Origin of the sequence: Streptomyces termitum, from assembly GCF_014650175.1 — a bacterium.
GTDB classification, from domain to species: Bacteria; Actinomycetota; Actinomycetes; order Streptomycetales; family Streptomycetaceae; genus Streptomyces; species Streptomyces termitum.
The window spans coordinates 345,280-365,692 of record NZ_BMUL01000003.1 but is presented as its reverse complement, the minus strand read 5'-3'; the positions used below and the strand labels follow the sequence as shown (position 1 = coordinate 365,692).

Genomic DNA, 20,413 nt, shown 5'->3' with positions numbered 1-20,413 from the left:
GTATTGCACCCCGCCGCGCCTTTCGTCAACTCGGCGTTCCGGCCTTCCGCCGGTCGGTGAAGCGCGAGCGGTGACCGATCGCCGTCGACCCGTGCAGCCCCGCCGGGACCGGCACGCGCTCCTCGGCGGGCTCCTCCGCGTCCTCCCCGGCCTCCTCGGGGTCCGGGACCGGACGCCGCCGGTAGCGCGGCGGAACGACCGCCTCCGCCCAGCGGGGGGCCCGCGGCGAGAAGCGCGGCAGCAGGAGCAGCACCAGCCCGAGCGCGCTCAGCCCGGTGACCGCCAGCACGATCCACATCGACGTCGAGTGGACCGAGTACGCCAGCGTCCCGAAGGCGATCAGCGCCGACCAGAAGTACATGATCAGCACGGCCCGGCTGTGCGAGTGGCCGATCTCCAGGAGCCGGTGGTGCAGGTGGCCGCGGTCCGCGGCGAACGGCGACTGGCCCTTCCAGGTGCGCCGCACGATCGCGAGCACCAGGTCCGCCATCGGGATCGCGATGATGGTCAGCGGCAGGATCAGCGGGATGAAGACCGGCAGCGCCGCGTGGGTCGCCTGCCGGGTCGAGCCCTCGAAGATCTTCAGGGTGTCCGGGTCCACCTGGCCCGTGATCGAGATGGCCGAGGCGGCCAGGATCAGGCCGATCAGCATCGAGCCGGAGTCGCCCATGAAGATCCGCGCCGGGTGCATGTTGTGCGGCAGGAAGCCCAGGCACATGCCCATGAGGATGGCCGCGAAGAGCGTCGCGGGGGCCGCCGCCTCGATCGTGTAGCCGTACCAGAGCCGGTACGCGTACAGGAAGAACGCGCCGGTCGCGATGCAGACCATGCCGGCGGCGAGGCCGTCGAGGCCGTCCACGAAGTTGACCGCGTTGATGGTCAGGACGACCAGGGCGACCGTCAGGAGGGTGCCCTGGCCCTGGGTCAGCGCGACCGTCCCGACGCCCGGGATCGGCAGCCACAGGATCGTCAGGCCCTGCGCCACCATCACGCCGGCCGAGATCATCTGCGCGCCCAGCTTGATCAGCGCGTCCAGCTCGAACTTGTCGTCGAGGACGCCGATCAGCCAGATCAGCGCGGCGCCGGACAGCAGCGCGCGCGGCTCGTTCGACTGGTCGAAGACGCTGTTCAGGTTCTGGAGGTGGTCCGCGACCAGCAGGCCCGCGCACAGCCCGAAGAACATGGCGATGCCACCGAGCCGGGGCGTCGGTTCTCGGTGCACGTCGCGCGCGCGGATCTCGGGCATCGCCCCGGTCGCGATGGCGAACTTCCGCACCGGACCGGTCAGCAGATAGGTCACCGCGGCCGTGACACAGAGCGTCAGCAGGTAATCACGCACGGGCTGTCCCCACAGGAATCGCTGGCCATCTCAGCCCCACACCCTAGCCGTGCCGTCCATGTGGTGGGAGACACGCGGGGGGCCGGAACGGTTGCGTCCGGTGCCCCCTCAGCCGCCGTACGGGGGAAAACCGCTGGTCAACTCCCGTACTTCCGCCCTTGCCCGAGCCGTCGCCTCCCGTTCGCCCCGCAGTGCGACGGTGAAGAGGGCGGCGATCCCCGCCATCTCCGGGGCGCCCATCCCCTGCGTGGTCACGGCGGCCGTCCCCAGCCGGATACCGCGCCCCGTGCCGTGCGGCAGCGCGCAGGTGTCGAGGACCATCCCGGCCGCCGCCAGCCGCGCCCGCGCGGACCGGCCGTCGAGACCCAGCGGCGCCGGGTCGGCGGTGATCAGGTGGGTGTCGGTGCCGCCGGTGGTCAGCGCGAAGCCCTCCGCCGAGAGCGCGGCGGCGAGCACGCGCGCGTGCTCCACCACCCGATGGGCGTACCCGGTGAACGCCGGAGTGGACGCCTCCCCCAGCGCGACCGCCTTCGCCGCGATCGTGTGCATCTGGGCCCCGCCCTGGGTGAACGGGAAGACCGCCCGGTCGATCCGGTCGGCCAGCTCCGCCGTGCACAGCAGCATCCCGCCGCGCGGACCGCGCAGCACCTTGTGCGTGGTGGCGCAGACGACGTCGGCGTACGGCACCGGGTTCGGCGCCGCTCCCCCGGCGACCAGGCCGATGGGGTGGGCCGCGTCGGCGATCAGGTACGCCCCCACCTCGTCGGCGATCGCCCGGAACAGCGCGTAGTCGGGGTGCCGGGGGGAGGAGATCGAGCCGCAGACGATCGCCTTCGGCCGGTGGTGCCGGGCGAGCGCGGCGACCTGCTCGTAGTCGATGAGGCCGGTCGCGGGGTCGGTGCCGTACGGGACGAAGTCGAACCAGCGGCCGGAGAAGTTCGCCGGCGAACCGTGCGTGAGGTGCCCGCCCTGGTCCAGGCCCATCGCCAGGACCGTGTCACCGGGCCTGAGAAGGGCCGCGTACGCCGCCAGGACGGCCGCGGAGCCCGAGTGGGGCTGGAGGTTCGCGTGATCGGCTCCGAAGAGCGCGGTGGCCCGTTCCACGGCGATCCGCTCGGCCGCGTCGGCGTACGCGCAGCCGCCGTGGTGCCGGGCGCCCGGATACCCCTCGGCGTACTTGTTGGCCAGCGGCGAGGCGAGCGCGGCGAGCACCGCGGGCGAGGTGAAGTTCTCCGCCGCGATCAGCTGGAGCGTCTCGGCCTGCCGCCGGGCCTCCCCCGACAGCACGTCGGCGATCTGCGGGTCCTGCCGCCGCAGGACGTCGAGACCTTCTCCGGCGGGCGCGCTGACGGCCATGGCTGACTCCGGGCGTGGAGGGACGTAGCACCAATGTAGGCGCGCCCCACGACCCCCGCCCCCGGAGCCGTCCCCTCGGGGACCCGGGAGGGCCCGCGCCCCGTCAGCGCGGGGCCCCGACCCCCGTCAGGGCCGTGACGACCGGGTCCAGGGCCTCCTGGATCTCGTCGCCGATGGAGCGGAAGACGGTGATGGGGGCGCCGTAGGGGTCGTTGACCTCGTCCGCCTCCGCGGAGGGGGCCAGGAGCCACCCGCGTAGAGCGGCGGCGGCACGGACCAGGGAGCGCGCGCGTTCGACCACGCCGTCGCGGGGGTCCGGGAGGGTGGCCGGGTCGATGGCGCGGACCAGCCGGGTGAACTCCTTCAGGGTGAAGGTGCGCAGTCCGGCCGAGTGGCCCATCGAGATGACCTGGGCGCGGTGGTCGCGGGTCGCGGTGAGGACGAGGTCGGCGCGGATGACGTGCTCGTCGAGGAGCTCGCGTCCGACGAAGCCGCTGTGGTCGGCGCCGAAGTCGGCGAGGACCTGCTCCGCGTTGGTCTCCATGGGGGCGCCCTCGTGGCCCCAGGTGCCGGCGCTCTCCACGATGAGGCCCCGGCAGAGCCCGTCGCCGAGCCGCTGGCCGAGGGCGTGGCGGGTCAGCCGCTCGGTGATGGGCGAGCGGCAGACGTTGCCGGTGCTGACGTGGAGGATGCGGAAGGTGGTGTCGTACCCCGCTATGCCACGCCCCTCAGGGGCGGTCAACTGGCCACCTCAAGGTCCGGCACGACCTTCCTCAGCTCCTCCGGCGAGAGGGAGCCCTCACGGAGCAGGACCGGCACCGGGCCGGTGACGTCGACGATGGAGGAGGGGGTGTTGCCGGGCGTCGGGCCGCCGTCGAGGTAGACGGAGACGGCGTCGCCGAGCATCCGCTGGGCGGCGTCGCAGTCCTCCGGCGCCGGGTGGCCGGTGACGTTGGCCGCGGTGACGGCCATCGGGCCGACCTCGGTGAGCAGCTCGATGGCGACCGGGTGCAGCGGCATCCGGATGGCGACGGTGCCGCGGGTGTCGCCGAGGTCCCACTGGAGGGACGGCTGGTGCCGGGCGACCAGGGTGAGCGCGCCGGGCCAGAAGGCGTCGACGAGCTCCCACGCGTGCTCGGAGAAGTCGGTGACGAGTCCGTGCAGGGTGTTCGGGGAGCCGATGAGCACGGGGACGGGCAGGCCGCGCCCGCGGCCCTTCGCGGCGAGCAGGTCCGCGACGGGCTCGCTGCCGAAGGCGTCCGCGCCGATGCCGTACACGGTGTCGGTGGGGAGCACGACCAGTTCGCCGCGGCGGACCGCCGACGCGGCTTCGCGCAGGCCGGTCGCGCGGTCGGTCGCCTCGTTGCAGTCGTATCGGCGGGCCATCAGTCGCGCTCCTCCTCGGTGGCGGTGCGGTGCCGGCTCACGGCATCGCCTTGCGGGCGGTCGCGAAGCGCGGCCGGTTGTTGAGGTCGGGGTGGTCGGCGGCGTCCGCCCAGCCGGCCTCCTCATTGAAGATCCACGGCACCTGGCCGCCCTGGGTGTCCGCGTGCTCGATGACGACGAGGCCGCCGGGGCGCAGCAGCCGGTGGGCGGTGCGCTCGATGCCGCGGATGGTGTCGAGGCCGTCCTCGCCGGAGAAGAGGGCCATCTCGGGGTCGTGGTCGCGGGCCTCCGGGGCGACGTACTCCCACTCGGTGAGGGGGATGTACGGCGGGTTGGAGATGACCAGGTCGACCTGGCCGTTCAGCTCGGGGAGCGCGGTGAGCGCGTCGCCCTGGTGGACGGTGACGCGGGAGCCCTCGGCGTTCTTCCGGGTCCAGACGAGGGCGTCGTCGGAGAGCTCGACGGCGTGCACGCGCGAGCGCGGCACCTCCTGCGCCATGGCGAGGGCGATGGCGCCGGAGCCGGTGCACAGGTCGACGATGAGCGGTTCGACGACGTCCATGGCGCGCACCGCGTCTATGGCCCAGCCGACGACCGACTCGGTCTCCGGGCGGGGCACGAAGACGCCGGGTCCGACCTGGAGCTCCAGGTAGCGGAAGAAGGCGCGGCCGGTGATGTGCTGGAGGGGTTCGCGCGCCTCGCGGCGCGCGACGGTCTCCCAGTAGCGGGCGTCGAAGTCGGCGTCCTTGACGTTGTGCAGCTCCCCCCGCTTGACGCCGTGCACGAACGCGGCGAGCTCCTCGGCGTCGAAACGCGGTGAGGGAACGCCGGCGTCGGCCAGCCGCTGGGTGGCCTGGGCCACCTCGGCGAGCAGCAGGTTCACGCTGGTCCTCCGTGGTACGGGGTGGGGCTGGACGAGGTCTCGGGCGGGGGCGCGGTCCTACGCCGCCGCGAGCTTGGCGGCCGAGTCGGCGTCGACGCAGGCCTGGATGACGGCGTCGAGGTCGCCGTCGAGGACCTGGTCGAGGTTGTACGCCTTGAATCCGACGCGGTGGTCGGAGATCCGGTTCTCCGGGTAGTTGTACGTCCGGATCTTCTCGGAGCGGTCGACGGTGCGGACCTGGCTGCGGCGGGCGTCGGCGGCCTCGGCCTCGGCCTTCTCCTGGGCGGCGGCGAGCAGCCGGGAACGGAGGATGCGCATGGCCTGCTCCTTGTTCTGGAGCTGGCTCTTCTCGTTCTGGCAGGAGGCGACGATGCCGGTCGGCAGGTGGGTGATGCGGACCGCGGAGTCGGTGGTGTTGACCGACTGGCCGCCGGGGCCGGAGGAGCGGTAGACGTCGATGCGCAGGTCGTTGGCGTGGATCTCGACGTCGACCTCCTCGGCCTCGGGGGTGACGAGCACGCCGGCGGCGGAGGTGTGGATGCGGCCCTGGGACTCGGTGGCGGGCACGCGCTGGACGCGGTGGACGCCGCCCTCGTACTTGAGGCGGGCCCAGACGCCCTGGCCGGGCTCGGTGGCGCCGTTGCCGCCCTTGGTCTTCACGGCGACCTGGACGTCCTTGTAGCCGCCGAGCTCGGACTCGGTGGCGTCGATGATCTCGGTCTTCCAGCCGACGCGCTCGGCGTAGCGGAGGTACATGCGGAGCAGGTCCCCGGCGAAGAGGGCGGACTCGTCGCCGCCGGCGCCGGCCTTGATCTCCAGCAGGACGTCCTTGTCGTCGCTCGGGTCGCGCGGGACGAGCAGCAGGCGGAGCTTCTCGGTGAGCTCCTCGCGCCGCCGCTCCAGGTCCTTGAGCTCGGCCGCGAAGTCGGGGTCGTCGTGCGCGAACTCGCGCGCCGTCTCGATGTCCTCCCCGTTCTGCTTCCAGGAGCGGTACGTGGCGACGATCGGGGTCAGCTCGGCGTAGCGCTTGTTCAGCTTGCGCGCGTTGGCCTGGTCGGCGTGGACCGCGGGATCGGCGAGCTTCTTCTCGAGGTCGGCGTGCTCGCCGACCAGTTCCTCGACCGCCTCGAACATCTTCGGGCTCCTGGTTTCGTCAGTTGCTACGGGGACGCCAAAGCGCCGGTCCCGGCCGCCCCGCTCGGGGGCGGCCGGTGACCGGCGCGGGGGCTCGCTACTTCGCGGCGGAGCCGGCGGCCTTGCCGAAGCGGGCCTCGAAGCGGGCGACGCGGCCACCCGTGTCGAGGATCTTCTGCTTGCCCGTGTAGAACGGGTGGCACTCGGAGCAGACCTCGGCACGGATGGTGCCCTCGGTGAGGGTGCTACGGGTGGTGAACGACGCGCCACAGGTGCAGCTGACCTGGGTCTCGACGTACTCGGGGTGGATCTCGCGCTTCAAGGTGTCTCCTAGTTCCGGGAGGGCGCCGGGTCGTCGCCGCGGGTTGCGGCGGACGTGAACCGGGGCCGACGTACCAGTCTGCCAGGACCGGCCGCATCTCCCCAAACCGGGGTGGCGCCGTCCGTATTCCGCCGGGGGGTCCGGGGGCGGTCCCGCCGGGGTCCGGGGCGGCGGCTACCGCACGATGCCGTCGGCCCGTCCGGTGGCGGTGTCGGCGGTGGCGGCCGCGGGGATGTCCCGGTCGGCCTTCAGGGCCGTCCAGACCTGCCGGGCCTTGGCCTCGACGGGGACGACCCGGTTGGGGTCGGCGGCGTCGTACTCCACCGGCAGGGTGACCATGCGGATGTTCCCGGCGGAGATGCCCATGAGGCCCTGGGCGAAGCCCATCAGCTCCTGGACGGAGTCGAGTTCGGAGTCGGGGGTGACGGCCTTGGTGGCGGCGTCGGCGAGGTCGAGGAGCTTCTTGGGGCTGGTGCCGATGCCGAGGTCCTTGACCTGGGCGACGAGCGCCTTGACGAAGGCCTGCTGGAGCTGGATGCGGCCGAGGTCGCTGCCGTCGCCGACGCTCTTGCGGGTGCGGACCAGGGCGAGGGACCGCTCGCCGTCGAGGGTGTGGGTGCCGGGGGCGAGGTCGAGGCCGCTCTTGGGGTCCTCGATGGCCTTCGTGGTGGTGATCTCGACGCCGCCGAGGGTGTCGACGATCTTCTTGAAGCCGGTGAAGTCGACCTCGATGTAGTGGTCCATGCGGATGCCGGACATCGCCTCGACGGTCTTGACGGCGCAGGCGGGGCCGCCGGCCTGGTAGGCGGTGTTGAACATGGCGCGGGTCTCGGCGGGGACCTCGGTGCCGCGTGCGTCGGTGCAGGCGGGGCGGTCGACGAGGGTGTCGCGGGGGATGGAGACGATGCTCGCCTTCTTGTGGCCCTCGTGGACGTGGACGACCATCGCGGTGTCGGAGCGGGCGCCGCCCTCGTCCCTGCCGTAGGCGGCGTTGTCGCCGGAGCGGGAGTCGGAGCCGAGGACGAGGATGTCCGTCGAGCCGTTGTCGAGGTTCTTGGGGCGGTCGGCGCCGAGCTGGGAGTTGATGTCGACGCCCTCGATGTTGCCGTCGAGCCTGAGGTACAGGTATCCGAGTCCGGTGCCGGCCAGGACGAGCGCGGTGGCGACGCCGGAGAGGAGTATGGCGGCGCGGCGGCGGCGCCTGGCGGGCGGTTTGCGGCGGCGTCCCGTGCCGCCGCGGGGGCGCGTGCCCCGGTGCTGTTCGGTCATGTCGTCCCTCGGCCTTCGGTTCACCTGCTGTGACGGCGAAGCGTCCGAAAGAGTTGCATACGTCCCTGTGCGTCATCCCCCGGAAACGGGCTGTGCCCACCGCTCGGTGAGCGGTGGGCACAGTGTTCGCGCTGGTCACGAGGGGGTTACGGCCCCGGGGCCGGTCTCCCCCGTGTGACGGGGATCTCCGCGACGGCGTCAGTCGTTGTTCCCGCCCGGCGTCGTCTTCTGGATCTGCAGCAGGAACTCGGCGTTCGACTTCGTCTGCTTGAGCTTGTCCAGGAGCAGCTCGATGGCCTGCTGCTGGTCGAGCGCGTGCAGGACGCGGCGGAGCTTCCAGGTGATGGCGAGCTCGTCGCTGCCGAGGAGGATCTCCTCCTTGCGGGTGCCCGAGGCGTCGACGTCGACGGCCGGGAAGATCCGCTTGTCGGCGAGCTTCCGGTCGAGCTTGAGCTCCATGTTGCCGGTGCCCTTGAACTCCTCGAAGATCACCTCGTCCATGCGCGAGCCGGTGTCGACCAGCGCGGTGGCCAGGATGGTCAGCGAGCCGCCGTCCTCGATGTTGCGCGCGGCACCGAAGAAGCGCTTCGGCGGGTAGAGCGCGGTCGAGTCGACACCACCGGACAGGATGCGGCCGGAGGCGGGCGCCGCGAGGTTGTACGCGCGGCCCAGGCGGGTGATGGAGTCCAGCAGGACGACCACGTCGTGGCCCAGCTCGACGAGGCGCTTGGCGCGCTCGATGGCCAGCTCGGCGACGGTGGTGTGGTCCTCGGCCGGGCGGTCGAAGGTCGAGGAGATGACCTCGCCCTTGACCGACCGCTGCATGTCGGTGACCTCTTCCGGACGCTCGTCGACCAGGACGACCATCAGGTGGCACTCGGGGTTGTTGTGGGTGATCGCGTTGGCGATCGCCTGCATGATCATGGTCTTGCCGGTCTTCGGCGGGGCCACGATCAGACCGCGCTGGCCCTTGCCGATCGGCGACACGAGGTCGATGATCCGCGTGGTCAGGACGCCCGGGTCGGACTCCAGGCGGAGCCGGTCCTGCGGGTAGAGCGGGGTCAGCTTGTTGAACTCGGGGCGGCCGCGGCCGGAGTCCGGCGCCATGCCGTTGGTCGAGTCGAGGCGGACCAGCGCGTTGAACTTCTCGCGGCGCTCGCCCTCCTTCGGCTGGCGGACCGCGCCGGTGAGGTGGTCGCCCTTGCGCAGGCCGCTCTTGCGGACCTGGGCGAGGGAGACGTACACGTCGTTCGGACCGGGCAGGTAGCCGGAGGTCCGGATGAACGCGTAGTTGTCGAGGATGTCGAGGATGCCCGCGACGGGGATCAGGACGTCGTCGTCGGAGACCTGCGGCTCGCCGGCGGCGAACTCGTCACGGCCGCGACGGCCGCGACGGTCGCGGTAACGGCCGCGACGGCCCCGGCGACCGCCCTCGAAATCGTCGTCGTCCTGCGGGCCGCCGCCCTGCTGGCCGCCGCCCTGACCCTGGCCCTGGCTCTGGCCCTGCTGCTGGCCGCCGCCCTGGCGCTGCTGGTCCTTGCGCTGGCCGCCGCCCTGCTGCTGGTCGTCGCCCTTGCCGCGCTCGCGCTGGCGGTCGCGGCGGTCGCGGCGGTCCCGGCGGCTGCGGCCCTCGGCACCCTCGCCGACGGCGTCGGCGCGCTCGCCCTGCTGCTCGGTCTTCGCCTCGGCGCGGACCTCGGTACGGGTCTCGGTCTTGACGGCCTGCGGGGCCTCGCCGCCCTCCGGCGAACCGGCGGGGGCGGTGGCGCGGCGCCGGCGGCGCTCGCCGGCCGGCTGCTCGTCGGCCTGCTCGGCGGCGGGCGACTTCGACGGCTGGCCCGGGATGTCGATCTGCTGCTGGGCGGCGGCCGGCTCGGCCTTCTCCGCCTTCGGCTCGGCGGCCTCGGCGGTCTCACCCGTGCGGGCCTTGGAGGTGGCGCGGCGCTTCGGCTTGGCCTCGGCGGTCTCGGCCGCGGCCTTGGCGGGGGCGGCGGCACCGCCGCCGGCCTGCGCCTCCTTGATGACCTCGATCAGCTGGCTCTTGCGCATGCGCGCGGTGCCCCTGATGCCGAGGCCGGACGCGACCTGCTGCAGCTCGGCCAGGACCATGCCCTCGAGGCCGGTGCCGGAGCGGCGGCGCCGTGCGGTGCCGGTGGCACCTGCGGCGGGCGCGGCGGCGTCGACAGTGCTGTCGGCAGTCACGCCCATCAGATCGGTGGTGTCGCTCACGAAGGGTCCTTCCCTGGAGCGGACGTCGGCCCTGTGGCTCGGCGACCGGTTGTGCTGTCCGGCGGCGGTCCTGGTTGGCGGACCGTGTCCGGGGCGGTGGTCCCGCCGGGATGCGGCGAGAAGAGAGAAACGTGCTGTGGGTCCGGCCCGAGCGCCCCCTGCTCGGTCCTCGTGCGGAAGAACGAGGGGTGTCGTGCCGGTTCCGGAGCGTGCTCAAAACTGCTCAGGCAGGCTGCTCAGGCAGTTGAGGAGGCTTCCGGAAGAATGATTGGTCCCTGAGGGGACACGCCGCACCGCTCCACCAACAAGAGGTCGGGTGCAGACTTGAGGTTAACACTACCGGCTCCAACAAACATTCCCCCTCTCCGTCACCGGCCATCGCGTGTCAGGACGCTGCCCGGCGTCCCGTACGGCTGCCGCCGCGCCCCGTCAGGACGTCAGCGGCAGCACGCTCGCTCCGGACGCGTCGAGGTCGAGCCGGTTGGCGGCCCAGCCCTCGCCCGCGAGCAGGGCGACCTTGTCGGCCGTCCCGTTGTCGGCCAGCGCCAGGACCGTGGGGCCCGCGCCGGAGATGACCGCGGGGACCCCGTCCGCCCGCAGCCGGTTCACGAGGGCGATGCTCTCGGGCATCGCGGGGGCCCGGTACTCCTGGTGCAGCCGGTCCTCGGTGGCCGCGAGCAGCAGCTCGGGGCGGCGGGTCAGGGCCTCGACGAGGAGGGCGGCGCGACCGGCGTTGGCGGCGGCGTCCACATGGGGGACGGTGCGCGGCAGAAGGCCGCGGGCGGTCTCGGTCAGGACCGGCTTGCCGGGCACGAAGACCACCGGAACGATGGATTCCGAGGGGTCCATCCGGATCGCGCGGGCGGCTCCGGCCTCGGTCCACGCGAGGGTGAAGCCGCCGAGCAGACAGGCGGCGACGTTGTCGGGGTGGCCCTCGATCTCGGTGGCCAGCTCCAGCAGGGCGGTCTCGTCGAGCCGGCTGTCGCCGCCTATGGTCACGGCGCGGGCGGCGACGATGCCGGCGCAGATGGCGGCGGAGGAGGAGCCGAGGCCGCGGCCGTGCGGGATGCGGTTGGCGCAGACGACCTCCAGGCCGCGCGGCTGTCCGCCGAGCAGGTCGAAGGCCGTGCGCAGGGAGCGTACGAGCAGGTGGCTCTCGTCGCGCGGGAGGGTCTCGGCGCCCTCGCCCGCGATGTCGACGTGCAGCCCGGAGTCGGCGACCCGGACGACGACGTCGTCGTAGAGCCCCAGCGACAGGCCGAAGGCGTCGAAGCCCGGGCCGAGGTTGGCGCTGGTGGCGGGAACGCGCACCCGTACGGCGGCGGCGCGGAACGCGGGACCGGCCATCTCTCGATGACTCTCCTTGACTGCGACTACAGGGTGATCGAAGAAGTGCGGGGACCCGGGGTGCCGTTTCGGCCGTTTCGGTCGCGGGGAGGCGACAACGGCAACGACACCGCGCATATGCGCCGGGGCGGGTCCGGTACAGCCTATCGAAGGAAGGTTCTGCGGCGACATAGGGCGCACGGGAGGCGCACGATGCGTGTCGCCCGCCAACCTGTGCGCCTATGTACGTTCCTGATCGGGTTTCGCTCATCCCGCGGCCCCCGGGGCGGGGGCCGCGGGCGGCGGGATCAGGCCAGGCCGAGCCGCTCGGCGGCGGCCGCGGCGTCGACCGGGACGGTGACGGGCTGCGGGGCGCCCGCGACGGCCCAGTCGGGGTCCTTGAGGCCGTTTCCGGTCACGGTGCAGACGATCCGCTGGCCCGGGTCGACCTTGCCCTGCTCGGCGGCCTTCAGCAGACCGGCGACCGAGGCGGCCGAGGCGGGCTCCACGAAGACGCCCTCCTGCGCGGCCAACAGGCGGTAGGCGCGCAGGATCTCACGGTCCGTCACCTCGTCGATGAAGCCGCCGGACTCGTCCCGCGCGGCGATCGCGTAGTCCCAGGAGGCCGGGTTGCCGATGCGGATCGCGGTGGCGATGGTCGACGGGTCCTTGACGACCTCGCCGCGCACCAGCGGGGCCGAACCGGACGCCTGGAAGCCCCACATGCGCGGGCGGCGGGTGGCGAGGGCCGGAAGAAGAGGGCGACGCGAAGCGTCTCCGGCAGGGGTGGTGGCGGGCGACGGGAGGGCGTACTCGCGGTACCCCTTCCAGTACGCGGTGATGTTGCCCGCGTTGCCGACCGGGAGCACGTGGATGTCGGGGGCGTCGCCCAGCATGTCCACGATCTCGAAGGCGGCGGTCTTCTGGCCCTCGATGCGGACCGGGTTGACCGAATTGACCAGCGCCACCGGGTAGTTCTCGGAGAGCGAGCGGGCCAGGGTCAGGCAGTCGTCGAAGTTTCCGTCGACCTGGAGGATCTTCGCGCCGTGCACGAGGGCCTGGCCCATCTTGCCGAGCGCGATCTTGCCCTGGGGCACCAGGACCGCGGAGACCATCCCGGCGCGCACCGCGTAGGCGGCGGCGGAGGCGGAGGTGTTGCCGGTGGAGGCGCAGATGACCGCCTGGGCGCCCTCCTCCTTGGCCCTGGTGATGGCCATGGTCATGCCCCGGTCCTTGAAGGAACCGGTGGGGTTGGCGCCCTCGACCTTGAGGTGCACCTCGCAGCCCGTGCGCTCGGAGAGGACCTGAGCGGGGACGAGCGGCGTACCGCCCTCACGGAGCGTGACGACCGGCGTCGTGTCCGTGACCGGGAGGCGGTCCCGGTACTCCTCGATGATGCCGCGCCACTGGTGGGTGCCCTTGTGGGTCATGGGTCCTTACTCCCCTTCAACACGCATGATGCTGGCGACACCGCGCACGGTGTCGAGCTTGCGCAGCGCCTCGACGGTCCCGGAGAGGGCGGCGTCGGGCGCGCGGTGGGTGACGACGACGAGGCTGGCCTCGCCGTCCTTGCCCTGCTGGCGCACCGTATCGATCGATACGCCGTGCTCGGCGAAGACCGTCGCGACCTGGGCGAGGACACCCGGCTTGTCGGCCACGTCGAGACTGATGTGGTACCGCGTGACGACCTCGCCCATGGAGCTCACGGGCAGCTGTGCGTACGCGGACTCGCCGGGGCCCGTCGCCTCGTTGAGACGGTTGCGGCAGACGGCGACGACGTCGCCGAGAACGGCCGAGGCGGTCGGCGCGCCGCCCGCCCCGGGGCCGTAGAACATGAGCCGGCCGGCGGCCTCCGCCTCGACGAAGACCGCGTTGTACGCCTCGCGGACGGAGGCGAGGGGGTGGCTCAGCGGGATCATCGCGGGGTGCACGCGCGCGGTGACGGACGCGCCGTCGGCGGCCCGCTCGCAGATGGCGAGCAGCTTGATGGTGCAGCCCATCCGCTTGGCGGAGGCGAAGTCGGCGGCGGTGACCTCGGTCATGCCCTCGCGGTACACGTCGTCGAGGCGCACGCGCGTGTGGAAGGCGATCCCGGCGAGGATGGCGGCCTTGGCGGCGGCGTCGAAGCCCTCGACGTCGGCGGTCGGGTCGGCCTCGGCGTAACCGAGCGCGGTGGCCTCGTCCAGGGCCTCCTGGTAGCCGGCGCCGGTCGAGTCCATCTTGTCGAGGATGAAGTTCGTGGTGCCGTTGACGATGCCCATCACGCGGTTGATCTTGTCGCCGGCGAGGGACTCGCGCAGCGGGCGGATCAGCGGGATGGCGCCCGCGACGGCGGCCTCGTAGTAGAGGTCCTTGCCGTGCCGGGCGGCGGCCTCGTACAGCCCGGCGCCGTCCTGGGCGAGCAGCGCCTTGTTGGCCGAGACCACCGAGGCGCCGTGCTCGAAGGCGGTGGTGATGAGGGTGCGGGCGGGCTCGATGCCGCCGATCACCTCGACGACGACGTCGATGTCCCCGCGTTTGACCAGGGCGGTCGCGTCGGTGGTGATCAGCTCGGGGGCGATCCCGCCGCGCACCTTGTCGGGCCGGCGGACGGCCACGCCGGCGAGCTCGACCGGCGCGCCGATGCGCGCGGCGAGGTCGTCGGCGTGCGTCGTCATGATGCGCGCCACCTCGGAGCCGACAACTCCACAGCCCAGCAGCGCCACCTTCAGCGGACGCGTACGCATCATCCGACCTCGTCTCTCGTACTTCTGAATCCGCATCCCTGCGGGTTCGGGTCTCTACGGGTTCGTGTCCCTGTGGGGTCCCGGGATTCCCGGCGGCTCCTTTGGGGAGTGGGAACAAGTCTCACCCACCCTGTGGAGGATTCCGCCGTTCGTCCGGATCCTGAGACATCGATTCCATCACCTGACTATTTCATCAGCCGACGTCGAGTCGCAGGAGATCTTCCTCCGTCTCCCGGCGGACGATGACCCTTGCTTCGCCGTCCCGGACGGCCACGACGGGCGGCCGGAGGGCGTGGTTGTAGTTGCTCGCCATGGAGCGGCAGTAGGCGCCGGTGGCGGGCACGGCGAGCAGGTCGCCGGGGGCCAGGTCGGCGGGGAGGAAGGCGTCCCGGACGACGATGTCGCCGCTCTCGCAGTGCTTGCCGACGACGCGGCTGAGCATCGGCTCGGCGTCGCTGGCGCGCGAGACGAGGGAGACGCTGTACTCGGCGTCGTACAGGGCGGTGCGGATGTTGTCCGACATGCCGCCGTCGACGCTCACGTACGTCCGCAGCCCCTCCAGCGGCTTGACCGTGCCGACCCGGTAGAGGGTGAAGGCGGTCGGGCCGACGATGGCCCGGCCCGGCTCGACGGAGATCCGGGGGGTGCGCAGCCCGGCCGCCTCGCACTCGCGGGTGACGATCTCGCTCAGCGCCTTGGCGATCTCGTGCGGCTCGCGCGGGTCGTCCTCGGAGGTGTACGCGATGCCGAGGCCGCCGCCGAGGTCGATCTCGGGCAGTTCGACGCCGTGCTCGTCGCGCACGTCGGCGAGGAGCTGGACGACGCGGCGGGCCGAGACCTCGAAGCCGGCCATGTCGAAGATCTGCGAGCCGATGTGCGAGTGGATGCCGATGAGCTCCAGGCCGTCGAGGGCCAGCGCCCGGCGCACGGCCTCGGCGGCCTGTCCGCCGGCCAGCGCGATGCCGAACTTCTGGTCCTCGTGGGCGGTGGCGATGAACTCGTGGGTGTGCGCCTCGACGCCCACCGTCACCCGGATCTGGACGCGCTGGCGCTTGCCGAGGGACCGGGCGACGTGGGCGACGCGGACGATCTCCTGGAAGGAGTCGAGGACGATCCGGCCGACGCCGGCCTCGACGGCCCGCAGGATCTCGGCCTCGCTCTTGTTGTTGCCGTGGAAGGCGATCCGCTCGGCGGGCATGCCGGCCGACAGGGCGGTGGCCAGCTCGCCGCCGGAGCAGACGTCGAGGTTGAGGCCCTCCTCGTACAGCCAGCGGACGATCGCCCGGGAGAGGAACGCCTTGCCGGCGTAGAAGACGTCGGCGTCCGGCCCGAAGGCGTCGGCCCAGGCCCGGCAGCGGGCCCGGAAGTCCGTCTCGTCGAGGAAGTAGGCGGGCGTCCCGAACTCCTCGGCCAGGTCGGTGACGCGCAGCCCGGCGACGGTCGCGATGCCCTGCTCGTCGCGGGCGACGGTCCGCGCCCACACCTTGGGGTCGAGCGTGTTCAGGTCGGCGGGCGGGGCGGTGTAGTGGCCCTCGGGGAGGACGTCGGCGTGGCGGGGGCCTGCGGGGTGGGCGGAACGGCTCATGGTCCTGGTCTGCTCTTTCAGATCCGGTCGGGTGCGCTGATGCCGAGCACGGAGAGGCCACCGGCGAGCACCGTCCCGGCGGCTTCGGCGAGCGCGAGCCGGGCGCGGTGGGCGGCCGAGGGTTTCTCGTCGCCGCGCGGCAGGACCGCGTGCTGGAAGTCGAGCAGCGCGTCGGCGACGGCCTCGACGTGCCGGGCGACCCGGTCGGGCGCCCGGAACCGGGCGGCGGAGAGGAGGACGCCGGGGTACTCGCGCAGGAGGGCGGTGAGGGCGGCGGCCGTCGTGTCGGCGGCGGCGTCCGCGGGAACATCGGCGGCGGCATCGGACAGGGCGTCGGGGAGGACGCCGAGGTCCGCTCCGTTGACGAGGAGCCGCCGGGCGCGGGAGTGGGCGTACCGGACGCGGAAGAGGCCGTTGCGCTCGTGCCGTACGAGGAGGGCGTCGCCGTCCGGCGGACGGTCGTGGGGCGCGGGCCGCAGCAGCCGCCAGCGGGCGGCGTCGGTGCCCAGCCGGTCGGGCTCGTACGCCCCCGGGTGGACGTGGAGCCGCTCCCCGCCGGGCGCGGTGCCGGCGTCGGCGCCCTGCCCGCGCAGCAGGCCCACCAGGCAGTCGGTGACGACGGCGGCGCGCGCCTCGCGGGCGGGTGCGAAGCGGACGGTCCGCCCGGCGAGGGCGCCGCCGCGCCCGTACGCGGTCCCGGCGGCGGCGATCTCGCGGAGGAGTGCGGCCGTGTCCGTGCGGCGGAGGGTGAAGTTCAGGAACCCGGGTCCGGTGATGTCGACGGCAAGGATGCCGTCGGCGCCGTCGAGCCGCTCCTTGAGGACGGAGGCGACGTCGAGCGCGGGCCGTCCGGCGGGCCGCGCGAGGGAGAGCGCGACGCTGCTGGCGTACTCCCCCACCCCTCCGGGCCGCGCCTTCTCGACCTTCACGCGCGGGGGGACGTCGACCCGCAGCGCACCGTCGTCGACCGCGCGGCGCACGGCGCGCCGCACGGTGAGGGAGAGGTCCGCGGGGGTCACGGTCCCAGCCTAGGGGAGGAGGGGGGTCGGAACGCGAACCGGTTTCGCCATCCGGTCACTCCCCCGGCGGCGCGCGAAGAACCCGCAGGTGAGAGGGGTACGCCCCCGAGACGCACCGCGCCCCGAAGAACGGACGGCACGCCTCCGCCCGCCCGGGCCGCACGGCTGCCCGCGGATCGCCTCGGCGGCGAGGGACCGGCGCCCCTCCCCGTCCGGGTCACACCCTCCCGGCGGCCGGTCTGCCCGCGGAGCCGTCCCCTGCGGACGGCTCCTCTCCCGCGTCGGGCCCACCGGCCTGACGCCGCTGCCGGGGCTCGCGGTGCAGCAGCAACTGCCGCACGACGCGGACGAGCTCCGCCGGCTCGAAGGGCTTGGCGAGGAACGCGTCCGCCCCGGACGTCGCCTCGCCCCCGCACGCGCTGATGATCGCCACGGGGAGGTGCCGGGTCCGCGGGTCCTCGCGGAGCCGCTGGGCGGTGCTGATCCCGTCGAGGCGCGGCATCACGACGTCGAGGGTGACGACGTCGGGCCGCACGCGGTGGACGACGTCCAGACACTCGGCACCATCGGCCGCGGTCACCACCTCGAACCCCTCTAGTTCGAGATTGACCCTGATCAACTGCCGGATGACCTTGTTGTCGTCGACAACGAGCACCCGCCCGGACACTCCTGACACACGGACGAGAGTAGGCGCCCCCGAACCACCGCGTCCGGGTTTTGCCCACTTCCGCCCCGCGCGGGGGACCACCCCTCCGGTGACGCCCCGGAAATACCTGTTCACAGGCACCCCACGAGAGCTGGTAGTGTTCTACCCGTCGCCACCGAGCGCGACGAAAGCCCCCGTAGCTCAGGGGATAGAGCAACGGCCTCCGGAGCCGTGTGCGCAGGTTCGAATCCTGCCGGGGGCACTTCGCAGGAAGTGCCACACAGACCCCGTGATCAGCGAAAAGGCTGAGAGCGGGGTCTTGTTGTATGTGCGGGCGACGCTGTCGAGCGTCGTCACGCGGCGGCTTCCCCGCTGGAGGAGAACGGCATGGCATTCATCTCGAAGAAGACCCCGGAACAGCAGGCGCAGGCGACCGCGGAGAAGGAGCGCAAGCGGCAGGAGGCCGCGGAGCGGCAGCGGGCCGAGCAGGCCGAGCGCGACCGGAAGGCATTCCTGTCCACTCCGGTGGGCAGGGCGCGGCAGTGCTTCGAGCAGGGGGACCTCGTGTACCAGTGCTCGATCGACGTCATGAGTCAGCAGGCGGTCATCGTCGCGATGGTCGGCAGCACGACCCTCAAGCAGACGACCGACCCGGTGGCCGTCCTCAACGCCGTGTGCCGGGAGGGCTGGGAGCTGGTGAACGGCTCCTTCGTCTTCGTGGAGCAGGGGCAGCAGAGCCGCGACAAGTTCATGACGTCCGGTCAGAACGTCGCCGTCAAGGGCGAGACCGTGGGCTATTACCTCTTCAAGCGCCGCGAGGCGAACCGGAAGGATTCCTGACCGGTCACGGGCACGGGAAGTTCACGTTCCGCGACTGGTTCGACGCGCACCGTATGTGGCGCAAAGCGAGCGGCGTCGGTGGGGCTCGGGCCCCTGTGGCGGCCCTCCTGTGGTGCACACTTGCTGCCTGATGGAGGGCTCACGGGGGAAGGCGGCCTGGCAGATGCTGACGGGGATCGAGGAGGTCGACTGGGCCTCGCTGGGGCATGCGTACGGCCCCGCGGACGATGTGCCGGCGCTGCTCCGCGGGCTCGTCTCGGCCGATTCCGGCGAGCGGGAGGCCGCCCTCGACGGGATGTACGGCGCGGTCCACCACCAGGGGGACGTGTACGACTCCACGCTCGCCTGCATCCCCTTCCTCCTCGAACTCGTCGCCGACCCCGCCGTCCAGGACCGGGGCTGCCTGGTCGAACTCCTCACCAGCATCGGCGGGATCGAGCTCGACGACGAGGACGCGGACCTCGGCGGGGTGGGCGGTTTCGATCCCGGCGACCCCGAGTCGCTGCCCGCCGCGAACTTCGCGATGGCCTCGGCGGCGATCGCCGCGGGCGCCGACGTCTTCCTCGGCCTCGTCGACGACCCCGACGCCGAGGTCCGCCTCGCCGCGCCCGTCGCGCTGGCCTCGCTGCACCCCGATCCCGCGCGCGTGCTGACCCTGCTGCGGGAGCGGCTGGAGCGGGAACCGGACACCGAGGTGCGGCTCGCGCTCGTCGCGGCGGTGGGGCGGATCGGGCTGCGGCACTCCTCGCTGGCCGCCGAGACCGTCGACCGGCTGGACCTGCTGGCGCGGACCGCCCTGGAGCCGGGGCTGCGGCTGGCGGCCCTCGCGCAGCTCGCGCGCTGCGCGCCGGGGCGAATACCGGACGACGTCGTGCGCCGGGTGACGGAGCTCCTGGAGGAGATCAGGACCGCGCCCCGCACCGGGCCCGAGGAGGGTGCCGCGGGGTCCGGATCCGGCCGGATGCCGGTGACGCTCGTCGGCCAGGTGCGCGAGCTCCTGGAGGAGCACGTGGCGGGCCGCCGCACCCCGTGGACGGAGGAGCTGCTGCGCACCCTGCACGGCGCCCTCGACGACCGGGTCGACGACCGGATCGCGCTGGTCCTGGCGCAGCTGCGCAGCCCGGACCCGGGGCAGCGCACGGACGCGGTCTGGCTGTGCGGCGGTCTGGTGCGGCTCTGGCGGGGGCGGTACGAGGAGGTGGTGCGGCTGGTCGGGGCGCAGCTCGCCGATCCGGACGCCCGGCTGCGGGAGGCCGCCACCTCGTTCCTCGAGCGGTTGTTCGAGCTGGCCGGGCCGGCCGCCGACGCGCTGGCCGGGGCGCTGGCGGGCGGGGCGGCGCGGTCCGGCGGGCGGTTCGGGCGGGACGGGATGCTGCTCGCGCTGGCCCGGACCGGCGACGCCCGGGCCGTACCGGCGCTGGCGCGGGTCCTGGAGGCCCCCGGCGAGGCGCGCCGCGAGCTGCTGTACGCGGTCGACGGGCTGGGGCCCGCGGCGGCCGGGCTGGCCCCGCTGCTGCGGCTGCGGCTGGCGGGGGTCGAGCTGGACGAGGACCTGTACGACCGGGCATCCCCGCTGCTGCACGCGCTCGCGGCGGTGCGGGGCGTGGAGGCGCTGCCCGAGGTGCTGCGGGTGCTGCGCGGGGCGCCCGAGCACCGGCGCGCCTGGGTGCGGGAGTCGGCGGCGCGGACCCTGGGGGCCTTCGGTCCGGCGGCCCGGGAGGCCGTGCCGGAGCTGCGGGGGCTGCTGCGCGCGGAGCAGGTGGCGGTGGTCGCGGCGGCGGCGCGGGCGCTGTGGTCGGTGGAGGGTGACGCGGGTGCGGCGGTGCCCGCGCTGGAGCGGTGGCTGCGGCCGGGGGCGTCGAGCACCGACCGGTGCGTGGCGGCGCAGGCGCTGGGGGCGATCGGCCCGGCCGCCGCGGGCGCGGCGCCCGCCCTGGCGGCGGGGCTGGGCGCCCGGGACCTGTGGGAGCGGGTGCGGTGCGCGGTGGCGCTGTGGCGGGTGACCGGGGAGACGGGGCGGACGCTGCCGGTGCTGCTGGCGGCCTGGGAGGAGAACCGGCACGCGCGCGTGGCGGTCGCCGAGTGCCTGGCCGAGATGGGTCCCGCCGCGGCGGCGTCGGCGCGGCTGCCGGTCCTGACCGAGCTGACCCGCCGCCGCCGGCACAACGCCCGCGAGGGGGCCTCGGGCAGCCATGACGTCCACCACGACGAGAAGCTCCTGACCCTGTGCCGGGCGGCCCTGGCCCGGATGGAGCACGGCGGGTTCTGAGCGGGCGGGGCACGCGCCGTTCCGGCGGGAGGGGCCTTCTCCGTCGCCGTCCTCCACCCTGCGGAGCGAATCCGGCAAAAGACC

17 protein-coding genes and 1 tRNA gene are annotated in these 20,413 nt (G+C 73.2%); 3 read left to right on the top strand and 15 right to left on the bottom strand.

The genetic code is table 11. The annotated features are described in order from the left end of the window. Positions 1 to 25 precede the first annotated feature (25 nt). From IE219_RS07805 to IE219_RS07735, 15 genes are all read right to left on the bottom strand, one after another. Positions 26 to 1,339 (bottom strand): MraY family glycosyltransferase, encoded by a 1,314-nt coding sequence (locus IE219_RS07805; RefSeq protein ID WP_189975817.1) that lies wholly within the window; start codon positions 1,337 to 1,339, stop codon positions 26 to 28. A 108-nt stretch (positions 1,340 to 1,447) separates the two neighbouring features. After that, positions 1,448 to 2,695, bottom strand: coding sequence for a serine hydroxymethyltransferase (glyA, locus tag IE219_RS07800; RefSeq protein ID WP_189975816.1), 1,248 nt, complete (start codon positions 2,693 to 2,695; stop codon positions 1,448 to 1,450). 103 nt (positions 2,696 to 2,798) lie between these two features. Next, a complete protein-coding gene (locus IE219_RS07795) occupies positions 2,799 to 3,437 on the bottom strand; it encodes an arsenate reductase/protein-tyrosine-phosphatase family protein (protein WP_189975815.1) in 639 nt (212 codons plus the stop codon). Then, positions 3,434 to 4,081, bottom strand: coding sequence for an L-threonylcarbamoyladenylate synthase (locus IE219_RS07790; protein WP_189975814.1), 648 nt, complete (start codon positions 4,079 to 4,081; stop codon positions 3,434 to 3,436). Before IE219_RS07790 ends, IE219_RS07795 begins: the two co-directional genes overlap by 4 nt. Positions 4,082 to 4,118: 37 nt before the next feature. Then, entirely contained in the window at positions 4,119 to 4,964 is an 846-nt protein-coding gene (gene prmC / locus IE219_RS07785; protein WP_189975813.1) for a peptide chain release factor N(5)-glutamine methyltransferase, read from the bottom strand. Between the two features lie 57 nt (positions 4,965 to 5,021). Continuing rightward, positions 5,022 to 6,098, bottom strand: coding sequence for a peptide chain release factor 1 (gene prfA, locus IE219_RS07780; protein ID WP_189975812.1), 1,077 nt, complete (start codon positions 6,096 to 6,098; stop codon positions 5,022 to 5,024). Positions 6,099 to 6,195: 97 nt separating this feature from the next. Further along, positions 6,196 to 6,420: a 50S ribosomal protein L31 gene (gene rpmE / locus IE219_RS07775; RefSeq protein ID WP_169086776.1), complete on the bottom strand. Its 225-nt coding sequence runs from the start codon at positions 6,418 to 6,420 to the stop codon at positions 6,196 to 6,198. A 174-nt stretch (positions 6,421 to 6,594) separates the two neighbouring features. Beyond that, entirely contained in the window at positions 6,595 to 7,689 is a 1,095-nt protein-coding gene (locus tag IE219_RS07770) for an LCP family protein (RefSeq protein WP_189975811.1), read from the bottom strand. Between the two features lie 198 nt (positions 7,690 to 7,887). Then, a complete protein-coding gene (gene rho, locus IE219_RS07765; protein WP_189975810.1) occupies positions 7,888 to 9,918 on the bottom strand; it encodes a transcription termination factor Rho in 2,031 nt (676 codons plus the stop codon). Positions 9,919 to 10,347: 429 nt separating this feature from the next. Further along, positions 10,348 to 11,265: a homoserine kinase gene (thrB, locus tag IE219_RS07760; RefSeq protein WP_189975809.1), complete on the bottom strand. Its 918-nt coding sequence runs from the start codon at positions 11,263 to 11,265 to the stop codon at positions 10,348 to 10,350. 287 nt (positions 11,266 to 11,552) lie between these two features. After that, a complete protein-coding gene (gene thrC / locus IE219_RS07755; RefSeq protein ID WP_189975808.1) occupies positions 11,553 to 12,674 on the bottom strand; it encodes a threonine synthase in 1,122 nt (373 codons plus the stop codon). 6 nt (positions 12,675 to 12,680) lie between these two features. Beyond that, complete coding sequence (locus tag IE219_RS07750; protein ID WP_189975980.1) at positions 12,681 to 13,970, bottom strand: homoserine dehydrogenase; 1,290 nt, start codon at positions 13,968 to 13,970, stop codon at positions 12,681 to 12,683. Positions 13,971 to 14,163: 193 nt separating this feature from the next. Then, a complete protein-coding gene (gene lysA / locus IE219_RS07745; RefSeq protein ID WP_189975807.1) occupies positions 14,164 to 15,555 on the bottom strand; it encodes a diaminopimelate decarboxylase in 1,392 nt (463 codons plus the stop codon). A gap of 17 nt (positions 15,556 to 15,572) precedes the next feature. Further along, entirely contained in the window at positions 15,573 to 16,574 is a 1,002-nt protein-coding gene (gene nrtL, locus IE219_RS07740) for an ArgS-related anticodon-binding protein NrtL (protein WP_189975806.1), read from the bottom strand. 217 nt (positions 16,575 to 16,791) lie between these two features. Then, entirely contained in the window at positions 16,792 to 17,229 is a 438-nt protein-coding gene (locus tag IE219_RS07735; RefSeq protein WP_229849644.1) for a response regulator, read from the bottom strand. Positions 17,230 to 17,410: 181 nt separating this feature from the next. Between IE219_RS07735 and IE219_RS07730 the strand changes: the two genes are divergently transcribed. The 3 genes from IE219_RS07730 (at position 17,411) to IE219_RS07720 (ending at position 20,329) form a co-directional block, all read left to right on the top strand. Further along, a tRNA-Arg gene (locus IE219_RS07730) sits at positions 17,411 to 17,482 on the top strand. Positions 17,483 to 17,607: 125 nt separating this feature from the next. Then, positions 17,608 to 18,060 carry a hypothetical protein gene (locus IE219_RS07725; protein WP_189975804.1) on the top strand — a complete coding sequence of 151 codons (453 nt, stop codon included), beginning with the start codon at positions 17,608 to 17,610 and terminating at the stop codon, positions 18,058 to 18,060. 163 nt (positions 18,061 to 18,223) lie between these two features. Continuing rightward, the gene (locus IE219_RS07720) at positions 18,224 to 20,329 is read left to right on the top strand and encodes a HEAT repeat domain-containing protein (protein ID WP_189975979.1); all 2,106 of its coding nucleotides are present in this window, start codon (positions 18,224 to 18,226) and stop codon (positions 20,327 to 20,329) included. Positions 20,330 to 20,413: the final 84 nt, after the last annotated feature.